Raw genomic sequence first — 25,327 nt, forward strand, 5'->3', positions numbered from 1 at the left:
CTTCTGGCATGCGCACCCTGCTCAACATCATCTGGCTGATCTTCGCCGGCTTCTGGCTCTTCGTCGGCTACATGGTGGTCGGCGTGGTGTTGTGCATTCTGATCCTGACGATCCCGTGGGGCATCGCGTCCTTCCGCATCGGTCTCTACGCGCTGTGGCCGTTCGGCCGCGAGATCGTGTCGAAGCCGACGGCCGGGGTCGGCTCGTTCATCGGCAACGTCGTGTGGGTCATCCTCGCCGGATGGTGGCTGGCGCTCGCGCACATCGTCTCGGGGGTCGTGCTGTGCATCACGATCATCGGCATCCCCCTCGGCATCGCCGACTTCAAGATGGTGCCGATCTCGCTCATGCCCCTCGGCAAGGACATCGTCGACACCCGCCGCGGCGCGTTCGACCCCCGCTAGGGCAATAGGGGCAGCCCCGCGCTGACCGAGACGAGCAACGCGGGGCCGGCTCACCCCGCGCGACGCATCGAACGGATGCCGACGGTCAGTCCCACGACGGCCAGCACGATCGCCGCGACCCATCCCCACAGCACAGTCCCGTCCGCGAGGTTGCCCGCGAACAGCGACCGCTCGGCCTGAACGACCCAGTTGACGGGATTGACGGTCGCGACCGCGCGCATCCACTCGGGCGCCGCGTCCAGCGGCAGCAGCATGCCCGACAGGATGAGCAGCGGGAAGATCAGCGTCTGCTGAACCCCCCAGAAGAGCCACTCGCGGTTCTTGGTCGCCAGCGCGAGCGAGTACGACAACGAGCCGAGCCCGATGCCGAAGACTGCCAGCAGGGCGAGCCCGATGACCAGACCCGCGACGCTGATCTGAAACCCGCTTCGCGAGCTGCCGCGATCTGCTTCACATCGATGTATGCCATGACTTCCTCGTCTCGCACACGCATCACGTCGGCCGCGGGTGGGCGACCGTTGGGTCCCGCCGCTCCAATCTGCCATCCGCGCGCGACGGTGACCCATGTCGCTTCTACTGAGTAGAAGTGGTGGTCGGCTGGCAGATGTCGCCGCGTAGGGCCGTCAAGCTCACTGTGGAATCTCGGATGACGAGGAATGATCGCGCAGCACCGCCTCGAAGACGCCCATGAGGAGGTTGAACGTCGCGTCGGCAGTTTCAGTACTCGCCCAGTACCTGCTCAAGGCGCACAACCATTTCGCTGACCTGCGACTCGTTGACGATGTATCTGACCCGCTGCCCGCGAAGGGCGATCTCTCGCGGCGGATCGGCGACTATGAGCCCAGCGTCGATGAGTGTCTCGAGGCCGTTAGCGATAGTCATTTTGGGCAGCTGCAGCGCATCCGCGATTTCCGCGCGGGTCTGGCCCGAGTACTTACGGAGGTGCCCGATGATCGTGGCTTGCATCAAGTTTCCTAGCGCTTTGATTGGGTCCTCCGCGTATTCACTGTTGGCGGGGCGCGCGTATCGGGGCATGTAGGAATTCTGACGGAGGGCAACGCAGCCGTCCAGTGGACCGACTCAGAAAGCGCTTCACATCTCGAGTGTATGGTTATACGCTTCCCTTATGTCAAGCATCGGAGTCGGAAATCGACGCGGAGTGGTTTGGACCGCGGGCCGCGTGTCCCCCAAACGCCCTACAGACACGCGAGCCGCTGCGGAACTACGGTCGGCGATAAGTCGCCCAGCAGCTGGGGCGGTCTCCAGTTGCGGTATAGTCGCGCCTCCGGTCGGAACATTAGAGTTTTCTCCCCCATGGCCAGGGGTTTTCCTGCCTAGGATTCCGGAACGGCACCGTTCGCGGGATCCCCACGACTTCGGCTCCGTATCAGGACGCGGGAAGGGTCGGGGATGATGTCAGAGCAAAGACGGGCACGCCGCGGGACGGTCTGGGCTGTCATCGGCGGCGTGGTGGCGCTCGCCGCGGTTGCCGGCATCGTCCTCGGGTCGCTGTTTCGGGACGGGGCCGCCGCTCCGGCATCTCCTTCGACTTCGGCGGTGACTCCGGATCCTGAGCCGACAGGTTCTGTCCCACGGCCCGCTGATGTCGTGGACGCGTCCGTCGCGGCGTCGGGGTGGGTACCGGAGCCGGTCACGACAGACCCTGACGTTTACGCGCGAGCCGCGCTCGCTGCAGCGTCCACGTTCGACACCCAGCTGAGCACCCGACAGGAGTGGCTCACCTACCTGGATTCCTGGTTCACCCCTGACACCCGCTACGCGACCAACCAAGACCGCGAGTCAGACATGGTTGCAGCTCAGTTGGAGTTGCGGCAGGGGGTCGTGTTGCCGCAGGAGGGGTGGGATACGCTCGCGGCTCAGGACGGTCGTGTGGTCGCGGACGTGCCCAGGGACGTCATGTTGACGGGAGTGCCGGATGATCCGGCCGGTGAGATGCGGATCGGGACAGCCGATGTGGTGCTCACCTTCACCCAGTCCGACGGGTCCGGCGGTGAGCTCTCCTACGACGAGAGCGTGCGGGTCAGCGTTCAGGTGCTCTGCGGAGAGGACTCGATCCCCGCACCCGGGTCGGCGCAGCGACCAGGAGATTGCAAGGTGGTTCGGTTCTTCTCCGGGAGGGTGGAACCGTAGTGGGCGCCCCGGCCGCTGCGGGCGCGGCGCTAGCGAACACGAAGACCGGCCGGAAAGTCATCGGTGGCATCCTTGCGGCGTTCGCACTGGCCGCGGGTATTCTTCTCACCCCGCTGTTCGCGGTTCCGTTCGCTGTGGCGGGGCAGACGGCAGCCGCGGCGATCGGTGACCGCGGCGTCCCGGTGACTAGCGGGGAGTGGGGGTACCCGCTGGCGGGGGACTACTTCAAGGGGCGCGGGTTCGGGTACCACCCGGTCGAGGGTTGCAGTTACTGCTCGAAGAATCACCGCGGATACGACATGTCCCAAGGCTGCGGGTCGACCATCTTCGCCGCCGGTCCCGGTGTCGTTGTGACCGCGGGCCCGCTGTCGAGTTGGGGGAACACAGTCCGCATCGACCACGGCGGCGGCCTGCTCACCCTGTACGGGCACATGATCTGGGGGTCACTTCTCGTCACTAGCGGCGACACCGTCACCGCCGGAACCCCGCTCGGGGCAGAAGGGGAAACGGGAATGTCGTGGGGGTGTCACCTGCACTACGAGGTGCAGATCGATGGCGTCGCTGTTGATGCGGAACCCTTCATGGCCGCGCTCGGCCTACCACTGAAGTAACCACACCGAGGGAGAACCATGCACACCACCACCATCCGACCCGCTGACGTGGAGATCCCGGACATCCAGCCAGACTTCTCGGCACCGTTCTTCCAAGGGTTCCAAGTGATCGCGTCCTACATCCTCGCGGGGGCGATGATTCTGGTGCTGATCATGCTGATCATCGCCGGCGCCTCCCTCGCCTTCCGCGGACTCGCATCCGACCGGGTCCGCACCTGGGCGGGAGAAAACATCCTGTGGATCTTCATCGCCGCCGCCGTCCTCGGAGCTGCCAGCGGCCTGTTCCAGTGGTTTGTCAACTTCGACTTCGGCTTCTGATGACCCGCGCCCAAGCCCTCCTCGCAGCCGTCGCACTCAGCGCACTGCTCGCCGTCGCGCCCGCCACCGCAGCCTCCGCCACAGACACCCGCGGGGCCACAGTCGCGACAGCTGCAGGGGCTGAGCCCGTGAGCGGGGAACCATGGTCGGCGCCCGCCTACCCGGTGGACTGCGTCGGCGTCGACGGGCAGATCACCTGCACCCCGCAGAGCACCGCCGACGTGAAAGCCCAACAGTGCTTCATCAACGTCCTCGTCAATGGCGCGCAGGCCACGGTGTGCACGACGGATGAGGCTCACATCCCTGCGATCAAGGCGGATGGTGGCAAGCCGTTGTTGGTGGAGTACGGGTGCTCGGTCGGGGACGTGGTGTGTGTCACGTTCGAGAACGCCGGCCGGGGGCTGGCGCTGTCGGCGACATCGATGATGTTCGCGGTCGCCGACAACATGCGGTTCGACACCACCAGTGTGCTGTGGACCGCCGCGACCTCAGAGTGGTCGTTCTGGCAGTGGGCGATCCTCGCGATTCTCTTCGCCGCGATGGTCTGGGCAGTCACCGCGGCGATCATCTCCGGCGACCGCGCCGAGCTCGTCGGGGCGCTGATCCGCAGCTTCATCGCGTTCCCCGCCACCGCCGCGACCCTGTGGGTTACCGGGCACCTGCTGAACGCGGTCGATGACCTCACCTGGTACCTGATGGGCAAGGACGGGTCCGATGGGGTGTTCGCGACGCTGCAGTCGGTGATGTGGGCAGGCGGGCAAGCGAACTACTTCTTCGCGTTCCTCATTCACGGGTTGTTGATGCTGGGGATGCTGCTGCTGATGCTGGTGTTCGCGTTCCGAAACATCGTCCTCGCCGCCCTGGTCGCGGTCGGGCCGATCGCGTGGATGCTCTACCCCGCCCGGACCGTCGGCCCCCAGTGGGTGATCCGATACGTGTCGGCGGTGGTCGTGCTGCTGCTCACGGGGCCGCTGACGATCGGGTTCGTGAACCTCATCATCACCGGCCTTGCCGGGGTCAAGACGATCTGGGACCCGCAGTCCTGGCCGCTGCTCGTCGGGCTGGTGCTAGTCGCGTTCGCCCCATTCGCGGTGTTCGGACTGTTCAACTTCGTCGGCGCTGTCGCGGCCGACTCCATCGGCTCCAGCGTCGGCACCAGCGCCAGCCGCGCCGCGACCGGCGCCGCCCGCTCGGTCACCCGGGTCCCCAACCGGATCGGAGCGACCCCCGCCGGTACCACCGCCGGCGCCACCCGTCCCGGCGCACCTCCCTCGAGCCCGCGCGGTGCTCCGGCAGTGGCGGGTGCCGTGCGCGGACCATCCACACCCGCCGGGAACCCGCGCGGCACATCACCCACGGCGCCGATTGCGGCGGCACCCTCGGCGTCACCGCGTCCGTCACCGTCCACGCCGGCCGCGCAGGTGGCGGTGCCGGCGCGGGCTGGAAGGAGCTCATCATGACCACCCAGGATCTGTCCCGGCCGGTGCGGCTTCCGCGCCGGTCCCGGCAAGGAATTGTCATGGGCATGGACCCCTGGCAACTCGTGTGCCTCACGGTCGCGGGACTGGTGGTGCTGGTCAGTGTGAACCGGTTCGGCCCGCCCGGACTCCTGTACGGGGCGGGGATCTATGTGCCGGTGGGGGTGTTCGCATTCCTCACCATCCACGACGACTCCGCACCCCGCCAAGCAGGACTGTGGGTGATGAAGCAGATCCGGCACGCGACTGGCGCGACGCGGGAGGTGTACCGGCCGGAGCGGGCGCAGCTTACGGGGACGCTGAACCTGCCGGGGGTGCGGGCCTCGATCCAGTTGTGGGATGTCGACGGGGTCGCGTGCGTGTACAACCCGCACGACCGGTCGGTGTCGGTGACCGCGGAGGTCGAGGTGCAGGGGTTCCTCATGAAAGATGTCCCGGAACGGTACGACCTCGCCCAGCAATGGTCCCACGTACTGGCCTCCTTCACCCAGCGGCCGGGGATCAAGCGGGCAGTGTTGCAGGAACGCACCATCCCGACCACGATCCGTCCCGCCCGCGATCACTACCAGACCACCCGCCGCACCCGCGGGCTCGAGAACGGGTCGTTGGTGGGAGCCAACTACGAGGAGGTCATGGACCGGTCGGAGCGGTACGCGGTCTCGCACAGCAACTACCTCACCTTCACCCTCGACCTCATCGCCCTGAACCCGCAGCTGAAGGCCCTCGGGGGCGGGAAGGACGCGATCACCGCCCTCGCGGCGCTGGAGGCCCGGAACCTTGCCGATGCCCTCACTTCGGCCCGCATTCGCGTCCGCAACTGGCTGGGTGTGCGGGATGTCGCGGCGCTCGCCCGGGTGGGTCTTGACCCGGAGTTCGCGGCGAACGTGCAGAACCGGGACGAGCAGGTGGCGGGGGTGGACCCGGTGGGGATCGGGCCGATGTATTTGGAGGAACCCCGGGGCAGAAACGGTGTGGTGTACACCGACTCCGGGGCGCACACGACGATGTGGATTCATGAGTGGCCCCGGTCGGATGCGGCAGTCGGGTTTGTGGAGCCGGTGGTGTTCGCGAGGATGCCGGCGACCGGGGAAGCGATCACCCACATCTTCTCGATCGTGCTGACCCCGGTGTCGGTGAAGAAGGCGATGCGGCGGATTGAGGATGACAAGAAGGTGTGGCGCGGCAACGAACGCCTCCGCGCCAAACGCGGCGTCGACGGGTCCGCGGCGGACGCCGCGGACTGGGACGCTCTGGAGCGGCAAGAGGAAGAGATCGTCGCCGGGCACGGGGAGTTCCGGTACGGCGCCTACCTGACCGTGACCGCACCGGATGAGGACCGGTTGGAGCAGGCGATCGCGGGGATGCGTAACGCGTTGGCACGGGCGGGGATGGAACCGCAGATCCTGTACTGCCAGCAAGCCGAGGCCCTGCTGGTCAATGCTCTGCCTGTCGGGTTGGGGATGCGCTGATGGTCCGCCGCGTCGCCACCTTTCAAGCCGCCACCCTCACCGCCCAGCAGAAGCGGGAACAGCGCCAGCAGCTGGCGCGCGACGCGTACTACGCACGCCCGGCGCCTCCGCGGCGGCGGGACCGGGGGTTGCCGGAGCCGGCGGTGTCCGGACCGTTCGGTCCGGGCTTTGTCCAGGGCGGGTATTGGAATCTGGCGCGTCCGTCGGTCCCGGCGCATCAGGCGACGTCGCGGCAGGTGGCGGGGATCTACCCGTTCGTTGCCGATACCGGTCTCGGGCATCGCGGCCCGATCCTGGGGGTGGATCTGAACGCGGACGCGCTGTGGCACTTCTCCCCCTGGGAGGCATACACCGACCACACCGACCGGGGGACGTTTTCCACCAACCTGCTGGTGCTCGGCGCCTACCGGGCCGGGAAGTCCGCGACCATCAAGACCCTCGTGGTCCGTTCCCTCGCGTTCGGACACCAGGCTGTGGTGCCCTCCGACCCGAAAGGGGAATGGGCAACGGTCGCTGACGCGATCCCGGGCGGGAGGGTGATCCGTATCGGCGGGGGCAGCCCCGCACGCCTGAACCCCCTCGACCGGGGCCCCAGACGCACCGGGGCAGGGGATGAGCAGGACACGAAACTGGTCGCGCAACGGCGGATCACCACCCTCACCTCGCTGGTCGAGATGGCCCTCGGATCGGGGCGGCTCACCGCGGTCGAGCACGCCGCCCTCCATGACGCTCTTGCCCGTGCGATCACCACCACCGGTGACCGGCCGACCCTGCGGGCCGTGTACGAGCAGCTCGGGGACATGATCGAGAACCCGGGCCGCGATGGGCGACTGGCGGAGGGGGCGGTGCAGCCGCGGTTCGTGTTGCGCCGGTTCGTGGACGGGGACCTGTCGGGGCTGTTCGAAGACGAATCGACCGTCACGTTCGACCAGCACGCCCCGATCGTGGTGGTCGACACCAGCGAACTGTTCTCCCGCAGCGAGCTTGTCGCGCAGCTCACCCAGGTGTGCACCACCGCGTGGATCCAAGCGGTCGTGTCGGACCGGTCGGCGAGGCAGACCCGGTACCTGATCCGGGAGGAAGGGTGGCGGGATATGACCAGTGTTGCGGCGTTGCAGATGTTTCAGCAGTGGCTGAAACTGTCCCGCCACTACGGGATCAGCAACATCGTCATCCTCCACAAGATGGGAGACCTCGACGCGGTCGGCGACCACGGCTCCAAAGAACGAAACCTCGCCTACTCGATCGTCGGGGACATCGAGAACAAGTTCATCTTCCGCACCAACCACCAAGAAGCCACCGCCCTGCACACCCGGCTGAATATCCCTCCCTCCCACATCGAGGAGGCCCGTCGCCTGCGAATGGGGGTGTTCCTCGCCTACGTCGGGCAGCACGCGTACGCCGTGGACTGCTTCGCGACCTCCACCGAATGGGAGTACGACCTGTTCGCCACCGACCACGCCCTCACCCCCACCCCCGACACCGGACCCGTCGTGGATCCGGGCGGTGTCGAACAGGCGTGGCCCACCCACACCCACGATGCCGGCCTGGACGGTTGGCTCACCCCCACCGGGACGGAGACCCCATGACCACCACCACTGTTCTTCGGGCGCGGGCAACCGTCACCGGCACATCGGCGACCTTCCTCACCCCCGACGGGCGCCTCGAACACCTCCCCAACCCCGACGGGGACGACATCCGGCAGGTGATCGTGCGCCGCGCCGCCACCGACGCAGCCCGCACCGACACCCCAGTGGAACTGGTCACCACCGGCGACCGCGGTGACCACCACCTCCTCATCCACCCCGACGGCACCATCACCCCCACCACCCACCGCCCCCACCCCGCACCTGCCGCCCTCGACACGAATCCCGGCGCAGAAGGACCCGGTGAGCGAGCCAAGGACAGCACCCCGCTGTCTCCGCGCCCGCAGCATCAGGACGCCACCGATCCGGAATCTGCACAGGGGGCAGACGTGACGCCCGCGCGGCGGTCGTTCATCGACCACGACCCGGGCACCGCAGCCGCGGTGTCGTGGTGGGACAGGGTTCTCGCTCGCATCGGCCTGCGGGAGTCCCCCGCGGTGTTGACGCAGCGGCAGGCAGAACGCAACGCGGCCCGGCATTGGGCGGGGTGCCGGACGATCGCCGTGGTCAACGGGAAAGGCGGGGTCGGGAAAACCATGACCACCGCGATGCTCGCCGCGGTGTTCGCCCGCCTGGGGGGCGGGAACGTACTGGCCTGGGATAACAACGACACCCGCGGCACCCTCGGATGGCGCACCGAACAAGGACTGTACGACACCACCATCAAACACCTCCTCCCCGCCGCCCCCCGCCTTCTCGCGCCCACCGCCGGGGTAGCCGATATCGCCCGGTTCGTGCACCACCAGTCAGATGACCGGTACGACGTGCTCCGCTCCAACCCGGAACTCCTCGCCGCCGACCAGCGGATCACCGAGGCAGAGTTCGATCTGTTGATGCAGGTCGCGTCCCGGTACTACCGGGTCGTGATCTTCGACTCCGGCAACGACGAATCCGCACCCCGGTGGCTCCGGATGATCGACTCCTCCTACCAGCTCGTGGTCCCCACCACCGGGTCCCCCGAATCCGCCGAATCCGCAGCGCTCCTGCTCGACGCGCTCCGCGACCGCGACCACCGGTCCCGGATCCTCGCCGAAAACGCGGTGGTCATCGTCACCGAAGCAGAACCCGACCCCCGCACCACCGACCGGATCGTCGACGGGTTCACCGGGCACGTCCGCTCCGTTGCCCGCATCCCCTTCGACCCGGCACTGAAGTCCGGGCCGCTCCGGTTCGACACCCTCCGCCCCACCACCCGGGACGCGTGGGTCCGGACCACCGCCGCTGTCGCCCACGGCCTCTGACCGGACCGAACCATGATGAGTCAGGGAGGGGTCGGGAAAGCCCTCGCGGTCATCCTCGCCGCGGCGGTCGTCCTCGCTGTGGTCTTCTCCGCGGTCGCGGAGATGGTCACGGTTGCGGTGTGTGGGGTGCGGCCTTTGGCGGAGTCCCTGTTCTCGGGCCTGATCCTCGCGGCAACGGGCTCCCCCACCACGTACACCGCCCCGCCAGGGTGCGTGATCCCGGTCACCGGGATCCGCCTCACCGACGCCGCACTCCTTGCCGCAGCGGCGGTGTTGGGGGTGTTCGGTGTGCGGGGGTGGCGGCGGTACCGGGAATCGGACCGTGCGTTCCTCACCGACCTCCGCACCCGCCCCGGGTTCGCAGAGGCCGGCGAGATCCGCGACCACCTCTCCGCTCGCGCGGTGCTGCGCCGCGCCCCCCACCTGCGGCCCAGCCTTACCCGCCCGGTCCCATCGGATGTGGGGTGGCGGGTCGGGTCCTCCCGCGGACGCGACGTGTATGTGTCTATCGAGGACTCCGTCGCCCTGGAAGGCCCCCCTAGGTCGGGGAAGGGGTACCGGGTGCTGATCTCCGCGATCCTCGACTGGTCCGGCCCCCTGGTCACGACCTCCACCACCAACGACAACCTGACCGCCACGTGGGGGATGCGTGCCCGCCGCGGCACCGTCCACGTGTTCGACCCGCAAGGGCTGTCGGGGATCCGCCACCCGCTCCGGATCTCCCCGGTCGCCGGGTGCGAGGACCCCCTGGTGGCGATGCAACGCGGGTCCGCGATCGTCACCGGCACCGCCCTGGGCGCATCGGCCACGAATGGGGAGTGGGCGCAAGCGTCCGGGGTGGTCCTCGGCCGGCTGCTGCACGCCGCGGCGGTGTCGGGGCGGACGATTGCGGACGTGTATGACTGGGGCACCAACCCGAACCTTGCCCGCCGTTCCGCGGTCGCGATCCTCCGCTCCGACGGTGCCCCCGGGTGGGGTGACAACCTGGAAGCGACCCTGTCCGCCGACGACAAGCTCGTCTCCTCCATCTGGTTCGGGGTGCAAGGCGCGGTCGCACCCCTGGCTGTCCCGAAGATCCGCGACGCGCTGCTCCCCCACCCCGGCGACCCCGTCTTCGACCCTCGCGAGTTCCTCGACGCCCAGAACACCCTGTACCTGTTGGGGTCCTCAGCGGGGGCGTCCGCGATGGGAGGGTTTCTCGGCGCGCTCATCGACGACATCGTCGAAACCGCCCGCGTCACCGCACTGGCCTCCCCCGGGTCGCGGCTTTCGCTGCCGTTGGGGTTGGTGCTGGATGAGATCGCGAACATGTTCCGGTGGGCAAACCTCCCTCGGGTGATGGCCGACGGCGGCGGGCGGGGGATCTGCACCTTCGTGGTCCTCCAAGCCCTCTCCCAAGCAGAAACCTCGTGGTCCAGGGCTGAGGCGGACACGATCTGGGCGGCAGCGACCGCGAAAGTGCTCCTCGGCGGGGCGTCCCACGTCCCGCACCTCAAGGACATCGAAACACTCCTCGGCACCCGCACCACCCGCCGTACCCAACGGTCCTGGTCCACCCGCGACAGCGGCCACGCCACCAGCGAGCACCACGAACGACTCCCCCTGATGTCGGTCGATGAGATCCGCCGCATGCCCCCCACCACCGGGCTCCTCGCGTACCGGAACCGGCGCGGCGTGCTGCTGGAGTTGACCGGGTGGGACACCCGCACCGACGCGAACGAGATCCGCGCGACCAAACAGGACACCGAACATGACCAACGCGACGTGTTCACCACCGCCGCCCGCCGGGCCCCCGACCCGGGCGTGGACGGGGAGGAGCGGTGAGCAACCGGCGACACCGGTCCGGGACCGGCCGGTACTGGGACCAGTTCCTCCGCTCCCCGGTATGGCACGCCCGCCGCGCCCGGTGGTTTCGCACCGAGCACCGGCGACGCGGCACCCTCGCGTGCGCGGGATGCGGGAGGGCGGCCACCGAATCCGAGTTGGAGTTACACCACCTCAGCTACCGGGGTGTGACCCAGGTGGGCGGGGTGTGGCGGGCCTTCGAAGCGCACCGGGACCTGACCGCGATGCACCCGTGGTGTCACGGGATGATCCACCGGATCATCGACCGCGACCGCGGCCTCTCCCATCACCGCACCCGACGCGACGCAACCACCGCAGCCATCCGCATCCTGCAGTCGAAGCTCGCGCGCGGGGAGGGGGTGGCGGGGTGAAGGAGGACCCGATCGACCCGGACGAGCTGGAGGCGCTCATCGCCGCGCAAGTCGCCGGCCCTCCCCTGGGCACCCGCCCGGGCGAGGCGGCACCGGCCGGCCCGGTGAACTGGCGCACCCTCCCCCCGGGTGATGCGGCGCGGGTGTGGGAGGAGCTTCGGGAATGGGTGGAATGGTTCACCGTCCGCTACAACATTCCCCTCACCACCGTCCCTACGTGTTGGTACCGGCACGGGCAGCTCGTCGAAGAACTCTCCGCCCTCCACACCCTCCATCAGGTGTCCTTCGACCCCGCCGACACCGGGTACGGGCCCATCGGGTTCCACGAACGCCTCACCCCAGCCCTGACCCGCCTCGCGCGCGCCGGGTCCGGGTGCGCGACCTCACACATCGACCTCAAACCCCGCACCTGGCCGTCCCGGCCCGGTGCGGACTGGGACGCGTGGATCACCCAGACCCACGCCCACGGAGACACACCCGTGCCTCCCGAACAAGAAAGGAAGAAATGAGATGACAACCAGAATCCCGGTCACCCTCGAGGGAAACCTCACCGGCGACCCCGAACACGGCACCGGCGAAACCGGCACCGACTACGCCCGGTTCACCGTCGCCGTCAACGACCGGCGCCTCAACGAAACCACCGGGCGGTGGGAAGACGCCGGCACCGTGTTCCACCGCGTCGTGGTGTTCAACCAACAATCCCGGAACGTCGCCGCATCCCTCCGGAAAGGCGACACCGTCCTGGTCGCCGGGGACCTCCGGTTCGGGACCTACACCGACAAAGACACCGGCGCCACGCGGGAGACCCGCGACGTGGTCGCCGACCACGTCGGCGCGTCCCTGAAATACCAGGCCGTGACCGTGGAGCGGTCCCCAAAAGCTAACGGCCCCGCCGCGGACAGATCCGCTACGGGGCCAGTAGCCGAGCCGGTCTCAACCACCGGCGCGGGAATCACACGCTAACCAACAACACAGGAAGCGGCGTGGGAGCAACACTACCCCCACGCCGCTTCCGCTGTCCCCGCCCTCAGTGCCGGGGATCAAGCGCAGGATCTGGTCCCAGCCGCCGCTCCACGAACCCGATCAGGTCAGCGCGAAACGCGTCCAAACCGGCAATCGCGTCCCGAAACTCCTGCGTGTCCCGAACGATCACGTACCCCTCGCCGTCAGACACACCCTGCAGGTGCACGGCGCGCGCCGCCGCGTCCACCTCGATCGCGCGGCGCCGAAGAACCTCAAGTTCCGCCTCGAACTCCACCCCGGCAAGCTACCGCGGTCAGGTAAACGGCAGATCACAGCGTCCCACGGACCGGACCACGGGTTATCCACACCCTCACCGGTCCGGGCACGGCTCGGTGAGATGCTGGGGGGATGGAGGACGTGCTGGAAGCGGCGGCAACACCGCGGTGCGCCTCGTGCGAAACGGTCCTGCATGAACATCCCCGCGGGTGGGAATGCCACACCTGTGGCACCAGCATCCGGCTCCCCTGGTCCGCGTCCGCTACCTGACCCCTGTAATGATCGCCGACACGTCGTCAACAACGCCCCGGTCGGGCACCGCCCCCACGGGTTCGGTAGGCGCCGGGCGTGGGGGTTGGGCGGCGCGGGACAGTTCCGTTCGTGCGGCGCGGATCGAGTCGGGGATGCTGATCTCGGGGAGGCCGCGCAGCATGCTCTCCGCGAGCAGGTCCCGCGCGCGGCCGGCGCTGCCGGCGACCACGACAGCGGTGTTGCTTGTGCGGCCTCGGGTCATCCCAACGTAGAGCCCGGCGGCGTCCACCCCGGGGCCGACGATGGACACGTCAGTGGTTTCGCCTTGGATGCCGTGGACGGTGGACGCGTACGCCAACTGCACATGCTCCGCGGCATACCCCGCCGACACGGTCCGAACCTGGAGCCCGTCCGCGGTCGAGACCAGGTCGATACCGGCCGGGCCGATCGACCGGATCGTCCACAGGGCACGGTTCTCCACCCCGGCGTCCCGGTCGTTGCGGCGGGTTTGGACGGTATCTCCCTCGAGGAGGAGCTGGTCCCCGCGCCCTGCCGCGGTTCGGTCCGGGCGCAGTTCGCCGCGTTCGATCCGGCGGGCCTGGATAGCTTCGTTGATCGCGTCGGCCTCCTCGTTCGTCCCCGTCACCAGCGCCACGCTCCGATACGGGCCGGCCGTCGCGAAGTACCCCTCCACCATCACCTCCCGTACCTCCACGCTGTTCTCCACCCGACGGACGTGCCCGCCCGCTTCGAGATCCGCCGCGACGCCGAGCGCCGTGTCACGGTTCGCGGGCTCCCGCAGCCGAAGGGTCAGGGCCGCATAGGCAGGATCCTGGAACCGGTGAACCGTGCTGAGCTCGACCGTGGCGGTGGCGCGGCCGGTCAGGGACGCCATTGCGCCGGCGTGCCCGACCGGGAGGGCCTGGAGCGGGTCTCCGACCATCGCGATCCCCGCCCCCGTCTCCGCCGCGATAACCGCCAGAGCGTTGGCGGTGTGCAGGTCCACCATCCCCGCCTCATCAACCACCACCCGGTCCCCCGGCCGGAGGGTGAACCGTCTCGGACCCTCGAACCGGGCACCCGACCGGGGGTCGACCTGACCGGGGTGGAGGCGTGTCCAGGTTTCGGCGCCAGCGGCATCGCGGCCCCACCGCCACCCGTGGTCGGCCAGCAGCGCGTGCAGACTCAGCGCTGCCGCCCCGATCTCCCGCCCCGCCACCGTCGCTGCCTTCTTCGTGGGCGCAACCACGATCAGGGCCCGCCCCTGACGCGCCAACGCATCGTGCGCGACACGAAGCATGGTGGTCTTCCCCGCCCCCGCAGGGCCCGTCACAGACACCAGCCGGTCCGTCCCGGCGATCGCTGCGGCCGCCTCTGCCTGCGCACGATCGAGGGTCAGATCCGGGTCAAGCACCTGAGCGGACAGGGTCACGATCGCGTCGATCGGCACCGTGACACCCGCCTGGGTGAGCTCGTCGAGCCGGCCGGCGAGATCCACCTTCAGCGCCGCTGTCGAGGCCGCCATGTACCCCTTCACATGATCCGGACGCGGCCCCTCCGCGGTGAGGAGGTCAACGGTCATTGCCTGGGCCCGGTCCGTCACATCATCGATCAGTTCCTGCAGCACCTCCCGTTCGGCCACCACCCCGGAAGAGGCGACCGCACGGGTCGCGCCCGCTCGAAGGTCCACCCTGCTGAACCGTCCCCCCGACCCCGTGGAGCGGGCGTCGGCGTCGACGATCGCCCGCGCGCCGAGCAGGCCACGGTCCAGCTCCCCCACCCTTACTGAGGCCACCGGCACCGGAGCACGGGGCACCAGCAGAGAGCGGTCGACCCGGCGGATCTCGCCGCGCACCACCTCTTCCCACTCCGTCTCGTCAAGGTCCGCGGGTATGTTAGGGCGCCCGGAAGCCCACGCCAACCGGTCCATCTGCTGCAGCACTGCATGGTCGGGTTCCTGCCCCGGGTGGCTCTCCCGCCACTGCTGGAGGAGCCTTGCCCGGTTCGCTTCGATCTGGTTCGACCGGCGCGATAGCGGTTTCACCGCCGCGACCAGTTCTGCGATCTCGCCGTCAGCGTTCAGGGTGTACCCGTGGCGGGCCAGTGCGGCAACCCATTCCGGGTCGGTGCGGGCAGCGAGGTCACCTTCGGCGTTGATGAGCGTGTGGAGCTTCATCGCGACCCGCGAGTCAACGTTCGACCATTTCCCGTCTCTGCCCTGCACCTTGACGTTCAACCACAGGTGCCGGTGGATGTGAGGGTCAAGTGCCCGAGACCTGCGGTGCCGTAACTCCACGACCTCGACCCGGCACAGACCCTCCCGGACTCGGCCTCCCGCCCCACGGCGCGCGTTCAGCTCCCGCTGCCACGTCTGGATGATCCGAGTACGGAGACGATCCTGCAGCTCCTCAAACTCCGCCGCCAGGTCCGCATCCAGCAGAGCCGCAACGCTGAACGACTTCGGTGCATTGATCGTCCCATCAAGAATTAGATCCGCATCCGGCGACAACAACTCCCGACCGCGCATCTCCCCACTCGACGGATCCCGACCATCCACCCACCGCTGCAACTGCGTTCCATCCAACTCATCGACCGTCACCGCGCCGTCCTCAACGACGAAACGCGTCACCGTCGGCGCATCCCCTGACCCGTAAGCCGCGAGCGCTTGAACGCCAGCTACGAGTCGGAGGTGTGAGTCACACGTCCCCTGGAACGCGTAGGCCATCGCCTGCCGCACCCCCTGCGACTCGACACCCCGCTTCCACCGCTCCAAACCCCCACGCATACCCCAACCGTAACCCCTAATGTCTAACTCACGAGCACTTACACAGAAAGTGCCTGCGTGCATTGGATGATTTCCTTTTCAGAGCGGCCCGTGGCTGTCCCGGACGTTGGCGAGTCTGCGGGAGGGAGTGGCTCCATGAAGATGCGCCTATCGGGCATCTTCATGAACCGGGTTCTCGGGCGGGGATCGTGAGTCAGACGCTTCCTGCGGGTCCTCGGTGGCCCCCACGTCGACCCGCCCGAGTGGACGGCCTACACGAGCTACTCGCCCCAGGCGTCGCTCAGCCACCGTCTGAGCCGCTGTATGCCTAGGTCGCGGTTCTGTGCCAGTGGCGGTCCGCTCTCTCGTGCCGGTCACCGCGGCACTGGTGTCGGAGGCCGTCCATATGCTTGGTGTTCCAACTCGCCATTCTTCAGATGAGGGGACGCCGATGGCTGACTACGACGTACAGTACGACAAAGACAAGGGCGACTGGTCCGCTAAGCGGGCGGGCGCCGACCGAGCGGCTGGTCGCTTCGACACCCAGGCGCAGGCGCACGACGCCGCGGTCGGGTTTGCGACGCGAAGTGGAGGCGGCGAGGTCCGCGACCATCGCAAGGACAACAACCAGATCAGGAACACCGACACCGTCGGCAAGAGCGACCCGTATCCGCCGAAGGGCTGAACGCGTGGCAGAGGACGAGTTCAAGGCATCAGATCGGCTGTTCCTAAGTGCCGTATCACGGTGCTTCACTCGCGTTCATGAGTCGCGGAATCACGCGGAACGTGAACCGCAATGAACTCCCGTGAGCTCGCCAAAACCGTGAGTTAATCGTGAGCGGCTGCGCTCAGGGACTCTCTGCGGATCTACTTTGTGGTCTGCGCGTTCTCCAGCACAACGGCCAAGCCCTGCCCGACGCCGATGCAGATCGCCGCGACACCCCACCGGGCGTTCGACGCCTGCAGTCGACGTGCCAGCGTGCCCAGGATTCGTGTGCCCGAGGCGCCGAGCGGATGCCCGAGCGCGATCGCGCCACCCCAAGCGTTCACGATTTCGGGGTCGACGTCCCATGCGTCGATGCAGGCCAGGGATTGCGCCGCGAACGCCTCGTTGAGCTCGACGGCCCCGACGTCGCCCCACCCGATACCGGCCCGTATGAGCGCACGGTTCGCGGCCTCGACCGGGGCGAATCCGAAGAACTGCGGCTCGTTGGCCGCGGTGCCGCGTCCGGCGACACGAGCGACCGGGTCGAGGCCGAGGATGTCGCGGGCGCGGTCGCTCCCGATCCACGCCGCCGAGGCGCCGTCGGTTAGCGGTGAGGCATTCCCGGCGGTGATCGTGCCGCCCGACGGGGTGCCGTCGGCGGGACGGAACGACGTTCGCAGTCCCGCGAGTATTTCGGCCGTCGTGTTCACCCGAACGGCCTCATCGCGGGTGAGCGATGTACCGTCGACCGGGATGACGTGATCGTCGTAGCGCCCGGCCTCCCACGCCTCGTGCGCCGCAAAGTGTGACCGCGCGGCGAACTCGTCCTGCCGTACCCGGTCGATGCCGTGCAGTTCGCGCAGCTGCTCGGTCGCTTCGCCCAGCGACACCGACCACTCGCTCGGCATCTTCGGGTTGACCAGGCGCCAGCCGAGCGTCGTCGAGGCCATCGCCGCATCGCCCGCGGGGAACGCGCGCGACGGTTTGGTCACCACCCACGGCGCGCGGCTCATCGACTCCACGCCGCCCACGAGCACCAAGTCGGCGTCGCCCGTCTCGACCTGACGCGAGGCGATCATGGCCGCATCGAGGGAGGAGCCGCAAAGTCGGTTGACCGTGGTGCCAGGCACCGAGGTGGGCAACCCGGCCAGCAGCGAGGCCATGCGCGCCACGTTCCGGTTCTCCTCGCCGGCGCCGTTGGCATTGCCGAAGACGACCTCATTGATCCGAGAAGGGTCGAGCACAGGCGCGCGTCGGACGGCATGCCTGACGACGTGCGCGGCGAGGTCGTCGGGCCGCACCTCGGCGAGGCCGCCCGCGAAACGGCCGAAGGGCGTGCGGATGGTGTCGTATAGGTAGGCGTCCATGAAGGGGTCCGTTTCGTGGCAGGGTCGGCCGGGGAGGGGCAGTGCGTGCCGAGGAGGGGTTAGGCGAACGCCGCGATGCCGGTGATCTCGCGGCCGATGATGAGCGACTGAATGAAGTCGGTGCCCTCGTAGGTGTGCACGACCTCCATATCGGTGAGGTGGCGTGCGACGTGGTTCTCGAGCAGGAGCCCGTTACCGCCGAGCAGGTCGCGAGCGTCGCGGCAGAGCGCGCGCGAACGCTGGCCGGTGAACATCTTGGCGAGCGACGCCTGCTCGTTGGTGAGCCGACCCTCGTCCTGCAGCGTGGCCGTGCGGAAGCAGATCAGCTGCATCGCGGTGAGGTCGGCGAGCATGTTCGCCAGCTTGTTCTGCACGAGCTGGTAACTCGCGATCGGACGTCCGAACTGCACCCGCTCGTGCACGTATCGGGCCGCTGCCTCGTAGGCGGCGACGGCGTGGCCGAGCGCCTCCCACGCGACGGTGCTGCGGGTGCGGTTGAGGATCGCGGACACGTCACGGAACGAGCTCGACAGTGCGAGCTTGTTCTCGGCCGGAATCTGGAGACCCGAGATCTCGATGTGCGCCTGCTGGATGGCTCGCTTCGCGATCTTGCCCGTGATCGCCTCGGCGCGGTATCCATCGGGGTAGCTGCCGTCGGCATTCTTCTCGAGCACGAACGCCTTCACCTTGTCGTCAGCGGTGTCGCGAGCCCAGATGATCACCAGGTCTGCGACATGGCCGAGCCCGATCCAGCGCTTCGCGCCGTCGATGACGTAGTGATCGCCGTCGAGTCGGGCGGATGTCTCGAGGGCGACCGAGTCCGACCCGTGGTCGGGCTCGGTGAGCGCGAACGCCCCGAGCTTGCGGAGGGCTGCCATGTCGGGGAGCCAGCGCTGCTTCTGCTCTTCGTCGCCGAGGAGGGAGATGCTGCCCATGGCGAGGCCTGAGTGCACGGCGTTGATCGTGTTGATGCTGCCGTCGCCGCGCGAGAGCTCCATCGCGACGAGGCCGGCCTGCAGACGCGTCAGGCCGGGGCATCCGTAGCCCTCGATCGCCGTGCCGACGATGCCGAGTTCGCCCAGCGCGGGAAGGATCTGGTACGGGAAGTCCGCAGACTCCCAGTACTCGTTGATGATCGGGAGCACCTCGCGGTCGACGAAGCCGCGCAGGCGAGTCACCAGGGCGCGGTCGTCGTCGTTGAGGAAGTCGTCGACGGAGTAGAAGTCGGAGTTCACCGCGCGCACCGCGGTGTCGTCGATCGTGATGCTCATGGTCATTCGCCTCTCATTATGGATGCCGGCATCGGATGGACCGGCTGCTCCGTCTCGTTCGTCTCGGGGTCGGGCCGGACGTCGTCGTCCATCAGCCAGCGGCGGATGGCGGCGCCGTCCTGGTCGAGCCGGGGAGCCGCATTGCGGTAGGTCGGGGGCGTGCGCGAGAACCGGATGGGGTTGCGGATGGTCGGCATCGCGCGTTCTCCCTCGCCGGCGATGACCACTGGGTCGAGCCCGATGCGACGGGCGAAGTCGATGCCGCCTCCGACGTCGAGAATGGGCGCGCATGGAATGCGGGCCGCGGTGAGCAGGTCGAACCAGTCCTGCGCGCTCCGAGCTGCGAGCCGCTCGGTGAGGATGGGTCGCAGCTCGTCACGGCAGGCACTGCGGTCGGCGTTCGTCGCGAACCGCACGTCGTCGGCCAACTCGGGCAGGCCGAGTACGTCGCAGAGCTTGCGGAACTGTGCATCATTGCCGATCGCGAGCACGAGATCGCCATCGGCGGTCGGGAATGGGGCGTACGGGTAGATGCTCGGGTGGTCATTGCCCATCCGGGTCGGCGCGCGACCGCTGAGGAGGTAGCCGCCCGTCTGGTTCACCATGCCCGAGAGCGCCGAAGACATGAGATTCAGTTCCACGTGCTGGCCCGCGCCGGTGCGCTGCCGATGGAACAACGCGGACGCGATGGCGATGGTGGTGTGCAATCCGGTGATGACGTCGAACACGGCGACGCCGGCGCGGAATCCGTCGGTCGCGGGGGCGCCGGTGATGCTCATCAGGCCGGAGAGTCCTTGGACGAGCAGGTCGTAGCCCGGGAGGTCGGCGCCGCCCTCGGTGCCGAATCCGGTGATCGAGGCGTAGATCACCTCGGGGTTCGTCCGCGCCACGGACTCGTAGTCGAGCCCGAATCGGCGCAGGCCCCCTGGCTTGAAGTTCTCGGTGACCACGTCGGCGCGCGCGGCGAGCCGCTGCGCGAGCCGCAGGTCGTCGGGGTTCTGGAAGTCGAGCACTACCGATTGCTTGTTCCGGTTGACCGACAGGAAGTACGTCGCCTCATCCTGGTACTGCGGTGGAGTCCAAGTGCGGGTCTCATCTCCGATCGGGCTCTCCACCTTGATGACGGTGGCGCCGAGGTCGGCGAGCAGCATCGTGCAGTACGGACCGGCGAGGACCCGCCCGAAGTCGGCGACGAGCACGCCGGCGAACGGGCCGGCGCCGCTTCGGGCGAATGGGTCGAGGTCGAGTGGAGATGGCGTCGTCATTGGAGAACCTTCGTGATCGGTTCTCTCAGCGTGACAGGCCGTTTCATGCAGGTCCAATACCTAACGAGGTCTCGATTGATACCGAGGCGGCCGGTCAGGGCGTCCGTCAGTGTTCCGTTTCGGCACACCCGCGGTCCGGCGAGTGGCCCGAGGCTGGTGCTCGGCGAGGCGACGACCCCGAGCGGGGCAGTCTCGCTTCCGTATACGCAATGAAGCTGAGGGAGAGAACATGGGAGATCGACTCGCCGGAAAGGTGGCCATCGTCACCGGTGCGGCCAAGGGCATGGGCCGGGCGCACACGCTGCGGCTGGCGGCCGAGGGTGCGAAGGTGGTGGCCACCGACGTCGACCTTCCCGCGCTCGAGGAGGTCGTTGCCGAAGTCAATGCCGCGGGCGGCACCGCCGTGGCGCTCGAGCAGGATGTCACGGACCCCGACCGGTGGGCGGAGGTCGTCGACCACGCCGAGCAGGAGCACGGCCGGCTCGACATCCTCGTGAACAACGCGGGTGTGTTGATCCTCAAGCCGCTCGACGAGACGACCCACGAGGAGTGGGACCACATCTTCCAGGTCAACGTGAAGTCGGTCTTCCTCGGGTCGAAGGCGGCCGTGCCGGCCCTGACGCGCGCGGGCGGCGGCTCGATCGTGAACATCTCGTCGATCTACGGGATCATCGGTGCGCCGAGCGCGGCAGCCTACGAGGCCTCGAAGGGCGCCGTGCGCCTGCTGACCAAGGCAAGCGCAGTCGACCTGGCGAAGTACAAGATCCGGGTTAACTCCGTGCACCCGGGCGTGATCGCCACGCCGATGACGACGGGTCTCCTCGCGACTGATGACTCGACGAAGGCCGTGCTCTCGACGACCATCCTCGACCGCCCCGGGCGTCCCGAGGAGGTTTCGAACGTGGTGCTGTTCCTCGCCTCCGACGAGGCGTCGTTCGTCACGGGCGCCGAGTACGTGGTCGACGGCGGCTACACCTCGCAGTGAGCCCGGAGCCGGGATCCGTGCGGCACGACCGCGCGGGTCCCGGCTCGCGGCATCCTGGTCTCAATCTTGTGTCGATCAGTGCTCGCACTGCAATAATCGACGGATGGACCTCCAGCAGGTGCGCGCATTCCTGGCCGTCGCCGACGAACTCCACTTCGGGCGCGCGGCAGAACGGCTGCACATGGCGCAACCGCCCGTCAGCCGCAGCATCCAGCAGCTCGAACGCGAACTCGGCGCGCGGTTGTTCGAGCGCAGCACCCGCCGTGTCACGCTGACCTCGGTCGGAGAGGCGATCGTCGCGCCCGCCCGTGAAGTCATCGATGCGCTGGAACGGGTCAGAACCGTGGCAAGGGCGGCCGGAGTCGGCGAGATCGGCCGCGTGCGCCTGGCGTACGCCGGCGCGTCGTCGAACGTCATGGTCGGCAAGCTGGCGCGGGCGGTCAAGCAGGACCATCCGGGCATCACGCTCGAACTCCTGAGCGGCCACTTCGCGCAGCCGGCCATGCAGTTGCTCACTCGCGGCGATATCGACATCGCGCTCGGGCGATGGGACCACGTGCCGACCGCGGTGCGCACTCGCGTGATCGCCATCGAGCAACTCGTGATCGCGGTGCCCGTGACGCATCGGCTCGCACGACGGAAGCGCGTCTCGATGAGCGAGTTCGAAGGCGAGCCGTTCGTCTCCCTGCCGCCGGAGTCGGGCAGCGTGCTCATCGAGCGGCTCCGGCAGATGACCCGCAGCGCGGGCTTCAGCGTCGATGTCGTGCAGGACGCCTCCGACTCCTGGACCGTGATGTCGCTCGTGTCGGCCGAGGTAGGATGCTCGCTCACGCTGTCGTCCGTCGTCGACAGCATCGCGGACCCCGGCCTGCGATTCCTTACCTTGTCCGACCCGGTGCCCCCCGTGGAGCTGCGTATGGCCTGGCGCGCGGACAGCGACGACCGCGCCTTGCACGCGGTACTTCGGCTGTCGGAGACCGTGCTGCCCACCCCGGGGGCCGTGTAGCGGCATCCGGTATCAATCGGCCCTCGATTCGGTATTGGAGAGAATCAGCGCGCGATGCGAGTCTGGACGGATCAGGCACCCATCAATGACGAGGACCAGCATGCACGCGTTCGCGATCTTCGAAGACGACCACTCCGTCACGGACATCGAGCTTCCGACCCCGCAGCCACAGGGCACCGAAGTACTGCTCCGCGTGCTGCATTCGGGCGTCTGCCACACCGACACGCACCTGCGTGAGGGGTACTACGACCTCGGCAGCCGGGGCCGCATGAATCTCGTCGATCGGGGCGTGACCTACCCGATCGTGCTCGGCCACGAGGTCGTCGGCGTCGTCGAGGCCGTCGGGCCCGAGGCGGCCGGCGCCTCCGTCGGGCAGCACCGGCTGATCTACCCCTGGATCGGCTGCGGCACGTGCGACGCCTGCCGCAGCGGGCAGGAGAACCTCTGCCCCACGCCGAAGAACCTCGGCGTCGCCAGGCACGGCGGCTACGCCGACCACATCCACGTGCCGCATTCGCGTTACCTGGTCGATGTCACCGGACTCGACGAGCGCTGGGCCGCGACGCTCGCCTGCTCGGGCCTCACCGCATACAGCGCGGCGCGCAAGGCGATGCCCGCCGACCCGTCGCTGCCGGTCGTGGTGATCGGCGCCGGCGGGGTCGGCCTGATGGCCATCGCCACGCTCGCGGCCCTCGGGCACCCGGCGATCGTCGCGGTCGACCTGCAGGAGCGCAATCTCGAGCTCGCCCGCGAGATGGGCGCGACCGCCACGGTGTCGGCCGCGAGCGAGGACCTCGCCGGCGCGATCACCGAGGCCACCGGTGGCCCGGTCGCCGCCGTGATCGACTTCGTGAACAACGGCGCGACCGCACCGGCCGCGTTCGGCGCCCTCCGCAAGGGCGGGACGATGATCCAGGTCGGTCTGTTCGGCGGCGAGTTCACAATACCCACGGCGCTGCTGACGCTGAAGATCATCACGATCCGCGGCAGCTTCGTCGGATCGCTCGACGAACTCGTCGAACTCGTGGCACTCGCCAAGCGCGGTGCGCTTCCCCAGATTCCGACCATCGGCGCCGAACTCTCCGCCGAGGCGGTGCAGCAGTCGCTCGACCGCCTCGCCGCCGGCGGGGTGCCGGGAAGGATCGTGCTCAGCGCCTCCTGAGCGTGCCGGCGAACGAAGACGGGCCCCGCTGCTGTGCGGCCGGCTACCGCCCGGGGGGGTACTCGAAGAACCCGCGTCCCGTCTTGCGCCCGAGCTCGCCCGCCGCGACCTTGTCGCGCAGGATCTGGGGGGGAGCGAAGCGCTCGCCGAGGGTTTCGTGCAGGTACTCGGCGATGCCGAGGCGCACGTCGAGTCCGACGAGATCCGAGGTGCGCAGCGGGCCGGTCGCGTGCCGATAGCCGAGCACCATGGCGGCGTCGATGTCGTGCGGGCTGGCGACGCCCTCCTCGACCATCCGCATCGCCTCCAGAGCGATAGCGAGCCCGAGTCGCGAGCTGGCGAATCCCGGAGCGTCGTTGACGACGATCGCGGACTTCTCGAGTGCCGTCACCCACTCAACGGCCCGATCGCGCAGTTCGGGCGCGGTGCGCGCGGTCAGCACCACCTCGACGAGGGCCGAGGGCGGCACCGGATTGAAGAAATGCAGGCCGCAGAAGCGCTCCGGCCGCTGGAGGTGCTCGGCGAGGTCGGCCACCGACAGCGACGACGTGTTCGTGGCGAGCCACGCGCCATCGCCCAGGACCCGCTCGGCACGCGTCAGCGCATCGACCTTCAGGTCGAACGACTCCGGCACCGCCTCGACCACGAGTCCCGCCGCTGCGAGCGTGTCGTACTCGGTGCTCACGGCGAGCCGCCCGAGCAGGGCGTCGGCGTCCATGGAAGCGTCGCGCTCGGCGGCCTTCGCCACGCCGTCCTCGAGGCGAGCGCGTGCCTGGCCGGCGGCCTGGTCGTCGCGTTCGATGACGAGGGCGGATGCTCCGGCACGGGCGAACACGTGGGCGATGCCAGCGCCCATGCGGCCGCCGCCGATCACGCCGATCACGTCGGGCAGGGTGGTCATGCGGAATCCTTGGTGCGAGAGAGGAAGCGGGACATCCGTTGCGCCTTCGACTCGGATTCGAAGAGGACCGCCTGCGCGAGGTCGTCGACGAACGGGTGCGCCGAGCGCGGTGCGGCCAGCACGCGCTTGGTGAGTCGCACGGCAAGCGGATCCTGTTCGGCGATGCGATCGGCCACGGCATCGGCCGCTGCGGCGAGCTCGTCGGGCTCGTGCACGGATGCCACGAGTCCGGCCTGCAGCGCCTCCTCGGCCGTGAGTCGGCGTCCGGTGAAGAGAATCTCCTTGGCCAGCGGCTCGCCCACCAGCTCGAGCAGCCGCCAGGTGGCTCCCGCGGCCGCCATGATGCCGAGCGCCGATTCGGGGTTGCCGAACACCGCCCGCGTTGAGGCGATGCGAAGGTCGGCCGCGTACGCGAGTTCGGCGCCGCCTCCGATGGCGTAGCCGTCGACGGCGGCGATCACGGGCATCGGTAGCTTGGCGATGCGGTCGAACAGGCCTGAGTTGATGCCGGCCAGTGCCTGGTCTCGGCGGCGATCGAGCAGTTGGCGGATGTCGGCGCCGCCGGCGAAGACTCCACGCTCCGGGGAGCTCGCGCCGGTGAGGATGAGGATGCGCGGCTCGCGTTCGAGCGCGTCGCAGACGGCGTGCAGGTCGGCGACCATCTCGTCGTCGATCGCGTTGCGGATCTCGGGCCGATGAAGCTCGACATGGAACCGGTCAGCCTGTTCCCGGATTCTGAGGGTAGTCATGCCCCTCAGGCTCTCATCGCGCATCGATACCCGTCCAATACCCGATTCACCCGCGTTCGATGCGTCCACAGTATTGATAGTCGGCGGCATCAGTATTGGACGCCCGCGCGCGGAGCAGTGAGGCTG

At 68.5% G+C, this 25,327-nt stretch carries 25 protein-coding genes; 16 read left to right on the forward strand and 9 right to left on the reverse strand.

Features of this window, described 5'->3' with window-relative positions:
- Positions 1-8 precede the first annotated feature (8 nt).
- On the forward strand, positions 9-404 hold the full coding sequence (locus tag ACQVDU_RS07010; RefSeq protein WP_443476661.1) for a YccF domain-containing protein: 396 nt from the start codon (positions 9-11) through the stop codon (positions 402-404).
- 50 nt (positions 405-454) lie between these two features.
- Here the strand turns inward: ACQVDU_RS07010 and ACQVDU_RS07015 are convergent, their stop codons facing one another.
- Positions 455-970: an ABC transporter permease gene (locus ACQVDU_RS07015; protein WP_443476662.1), complete on the reverse strand. Its 516-nt coding sequence runs from the start codon at positions 968-970 to the stop codon at positions 455-457.
- Between the two features lie 151 nt (positions 971-1,121).
- On the reverse strand, positions 1,122-1,370 hold the full coding sequence (locus tag ACQVDU_RS07020) for a hypothetical protein (protein ID WP_443476663.1): 249 nt from the start codon (positions 1,368-1,370) through the stop codon (positions 1,122-1,124).
- 444 nt (positions 1,371-1,814) lie between these two features.
- On the opposite strand from ACQVDU_RS07020, the gene ACQVDU_RS07025 reads away from it, so the two are divergent.
- The 11 genes from ACQVDU_RS07025 to ACQVDU_RS07075 are packed head-to-tail and all read left to right on the forward strand — an operon-like array spanning position 1,815 to position 12,497.
- On the forward strand, positions 1,815-2,555 hold the full coding sequence (locus ACQVDU_RS07025) for a hypothetical protein (RefSeq protein ID WP_443476664.1): 741 nt from the start codon (positions 1,815-1,817) through the stop codon (positions 2,553-2,555).
- Positions 2,555-3,166: a M23 family metallopeptidase gene (locus ACQVDU_RS07030; protein ID WP_443476665.1), complete on the forward strand. Its 612-nt coding sequence runs from the start codon at positions 2,555-2,557 to the stop codon at positions 3,164-3,166. Before ACQVDU_RS07025 ends, ACQVDU_RS07030 begins: the two co-directional genes overlap by 1 nt.
- Positions 3,167-3,184: 18 nt before the next feature.
- Positions 3,185-3,484 carry a hypothetical protein gene (locus tag ACQVDU_RS07035; RefSeq protein ID WP_443476666.1) on the forward strand — a complete coding sequence of 100 codons (300 nt, stop codon included), beginning with the start codon at positions 3,185-3,187 and terminating at the stop codon, positions 3,482-3,484.
- A complete protein-coding gene (locus ACQVDU_RS07040; protein ID WP_443476667.1) occupies positions 3,484-4,944 on the forward strand; it encodes a hypothetical protein in 1,461 nt (486 codons plus the stop codon). The genes ACQVDU_RS07035 and ACQVDU_RS07040 overlap by 1 nt, the downstream gene beginning before the upstream one ends.
- Positions 4,941-6,431 (forward strand): SCO6880 family protein, encoded by a 1,491-nt coding sequence (locus ACQVDU_RS07045; protein WP_443476668.1) that lies wholly within the window; start codon positions 4,941-4,943, stop codon positions 6,429-6,431. Before ACQVDU_RS07040 ends, ACQVDU_RS07045 begins: the two co-directional genes overlap by 4 nt.
- On the forward strand, positions 6,431-8,020 hold the full coding sequence (locus ACQVDU_RS07050; RefSeq protein ID WP_443476669.1) for a hypothetical protein: 1,590 nt from the start codon (positions 6,431-6,433) through the stop codon (positions 8,018-8,020). Before ACQVDU_RS07045 ends, ACQVDU_RS07050 begins: the two co-directional genes overlap by 1 nt.
- Entirely contained in the window at positions 8,017-9,318 is a 1,302-nt protein-coding gene (locus ACQVDU_RS07055) for a nucleotide-binding protein (protein WP_443476670.1), read from the forward strand. The genes ACQVDU_RS07050 and ACQVDU_RS07055 overlap by 4 nt, the downstream gene beginning before the upstream one ends.
- 12 nt (positions 9,319-9,330) lie before the next feature.
- Complete coding sequence (locus ACQVDU_RS07060; protein ID WP_443476671.1) at positions 9,331-11,142, forward strand: type IV secretory system conjugative DNA transfer family protein; 1,812 nt, start codon at positions 9,331-9,333, stop codon at positions 11,140-11,142.
- The gene (locus ACQVDU_RS07065) at positions 11,139-11,534 is read left to right on the forward strand and encodes a hypothetical protein (protein ID WP_443476672.1); all 396 of its coding nucleotides are present in this window, start codon (positions 11,139-11,141) and stop codon (positions 11,532-11,534) included. The genes ACQVDU_RS07060 and ACQVDU_RS07065 overlap by 4 nt, the downstream gene beginning before the upstream one ends.
- Positions 11,531-12,043: a hypothetical protein gene (locus tag ACQVDU_RS07070; RefSeq protein ID WP_443476673.1), complete on the forward strand. Its 513-nt coding sequence runs from the start codon at positions 11,531-11,533 to the stop codon at positions 12,041-12,043. The genes ACQVDU_RS07065 and ACQVDU_RS07070 overlap by 4 nt, the downstream gene beginning before the upstream one ends.
- A 1-nt stretch (position 12,044) precedes the next feature.
- Entirely contained in the window at positions 12,045-12,497 is a 453-nt protein-coding gene (locus tag ACQVDU_RS07075) for a single-stranded DNA-binding protein (protein WP_443476674.1), read from the forward strand.
- 64 nt (positions 12,498-12,561) lie between these two features.
- On the opposite strand, the gene ACQVDU_RS07080 is transcribed toward ACQVDU_RS07075, so the two are convergent.
- Complete coding sequence (locus tag ACQVDU_RS07080; protein ID WP_443476675.1) at positions 12,562-12,792, reverse strand: hypothetical protein; 231 nt, start codon at positions 12,790-12,792, stop codon at positions 12,562-12,564.
- A gap of 243 nt (positions 12,793-13,035) precedes the next feature.
- Complete coding sequence (locus ACQVDU_RS07085) at positions 13,036-15,810, reverse strand: AAA family ATPase (protein ID WP_443476676.1); 2,775 nt, start codon at positions 15,808-15,810, stop codon at positions 13,036-13,038.
- A 430-nt stretch (positions 15,811-16,240) separates the two neighbouring features.
- On the opposite strand from ACQVDU_RS07085, the gene ACQVDU_RS07090 reads away from it, so the two are divergent.
- Complete coding sequence (locus tag ACQVDU_RS07090; RefSeq protein WP_347425108.1) at positions 16,241-16,474, forward strand: DUF2188 domain-containing protein; 234 nt, start codon at positions 16,241-16,243, stop codon at positions 16,472-16,474.
- Positions 16,475-16,656: 182 nt separating this feature from the next.
- On the opposite strand, the gene ACQVDU_RS07095 is transcribed toward ACQVDU_RS07090, so the two are convergent.
- The 3 genes from ACQVDU_RS07095 to ACQVDU_RS07105 are packed head-to-tail and all read right to left on the reverse strand — an operon-like array spanning position 16,657 to position 20,398.
- A complete protein-coding gene (locus tag ACQVDU_RS07095; RefSeq protein WP_347425109.1) occupies positions 16,657-17,862 on the reverse strand; it encodes a thiolase family protein in 1,206 nt (401 codons plus the stop codon).
- 59 nt (positions 17,863-17,921) lie between these two features.
- On the reverse strand, positions 17,922-19,139 hold the full coding sequence (locus ACQVDU_RS07100) for an acyl-CoA dehydrogenase family protein (protein ID WP_443476677.1): 1,218 nt from the start codon (positions 19,137-19,139) through the stop codon (positions 17,922-17,924).
- Positions 19,136-20,398, reverse strand: a complete 1,263-nt coding sequence (locus ACQVDU_RS07105) for a CaiB/BaiF CoA transferase family protein (protein WP_347425111.1) — start codon at positions 20,396-20,398, stop codon at positions 19,136-19,138. Before ACQVDU_RS07105 ends, ACQVDU_RS07100 begins: the two co-directional genes overlap by 4 nt.
- A gap of 229 nt (positions 20,399-20,627) precedes the next feature.
- On the opposite strand from ACQVDU_RS07105, the gene ACQVDU_RS07110 reads away from it, so the two are divergent.
- The 3 genes from ACQVDU_RS07110 to ACQVDU_RS07120 all read left to right on the forward strand — a co-directional run bounded on the left by ACQVDU_RS07110 (position 20,628) and on the right by ACQVDU_RS07120 (position 23,551).
- Positions 20,628-21,383 (forward strand): SDR family NAD(P)-dependent oxidoreductase, encoded by a 756-nt coding sequence (locus ACQVDU_RS07110; RefSeq protein ID WP_347425112.1) that lies wholly within the window; start codon positions 20,628-20,630, stop codon positions 21,381-21,383.
- A gap of 103 nt (positions 21,384-21,486) precedes the next feature.
- A complete protein-coding gene (locus ACQVDU_RS07115; protein ID WP_443476678.1) occupies positions 21,487-22,389 on the forward strand; it encodes a LysR substrate-binding domain-containing protein in 903 nt (300 codons plus the stop codon).
- An 85-nt stretch (positions 22,390-22,474) separates the two neighbouring features.
- Positions 22,475-23,551, forward strand: coding sequence for an alcohol dehydrogenase (locus ACQVDU_RS07120; protein WP_347425114.1), 1,077 nt, complete (start codon positions 22,475-22,477; stop codon positions 23,549-23,551).
- A 43-nt stretch (positions 23,552-23,594) separates the two neighbouring features.
- Here the strand turns inward: ACQVDU_RS07120 and ACQVDU_RS07125 are convergent, their stop codons facing one another.
- A complete protein-coding gene (locus ACQVDU_RS07125; protein WP_443476679.1) occupies positions 23,595-24,452 on the reverse strand; it encodes a 3-hydroxyacyl-CoA dehydrogenase family protein in 858 nt (285 codons plus the stop codon).
- Positions 24,449-25,201 (reverse strand): enoyl-CoA hydratase/isomerase family protein, encoded by a 753-nt coding sequence (locus tag ACQVDU_RS07130; RefSeq protein WP_443476680.1) that lies wholly within the window; start codon positions 25,199-25,201, stop codon positions 24,449-24,451. The genes ACQVDU_RS07125 and ACQVDU_RS07130 overlap by 4 nt, the downstream gene beginning before the upstream one ends.
- Positions 25,202-25,327 lie beyond the last annotated feature (126 nt).

The sequence above is a fragment of the Microbacterium sp. F2 genome (assembly GCF_052274505.1).
In the GTDB taxonomy this organism is placed as follows: Bacteria; Actinomycetota; Actinomycetes; order Actinomycetales; family Microbacteriaceae; genus Microbacterium.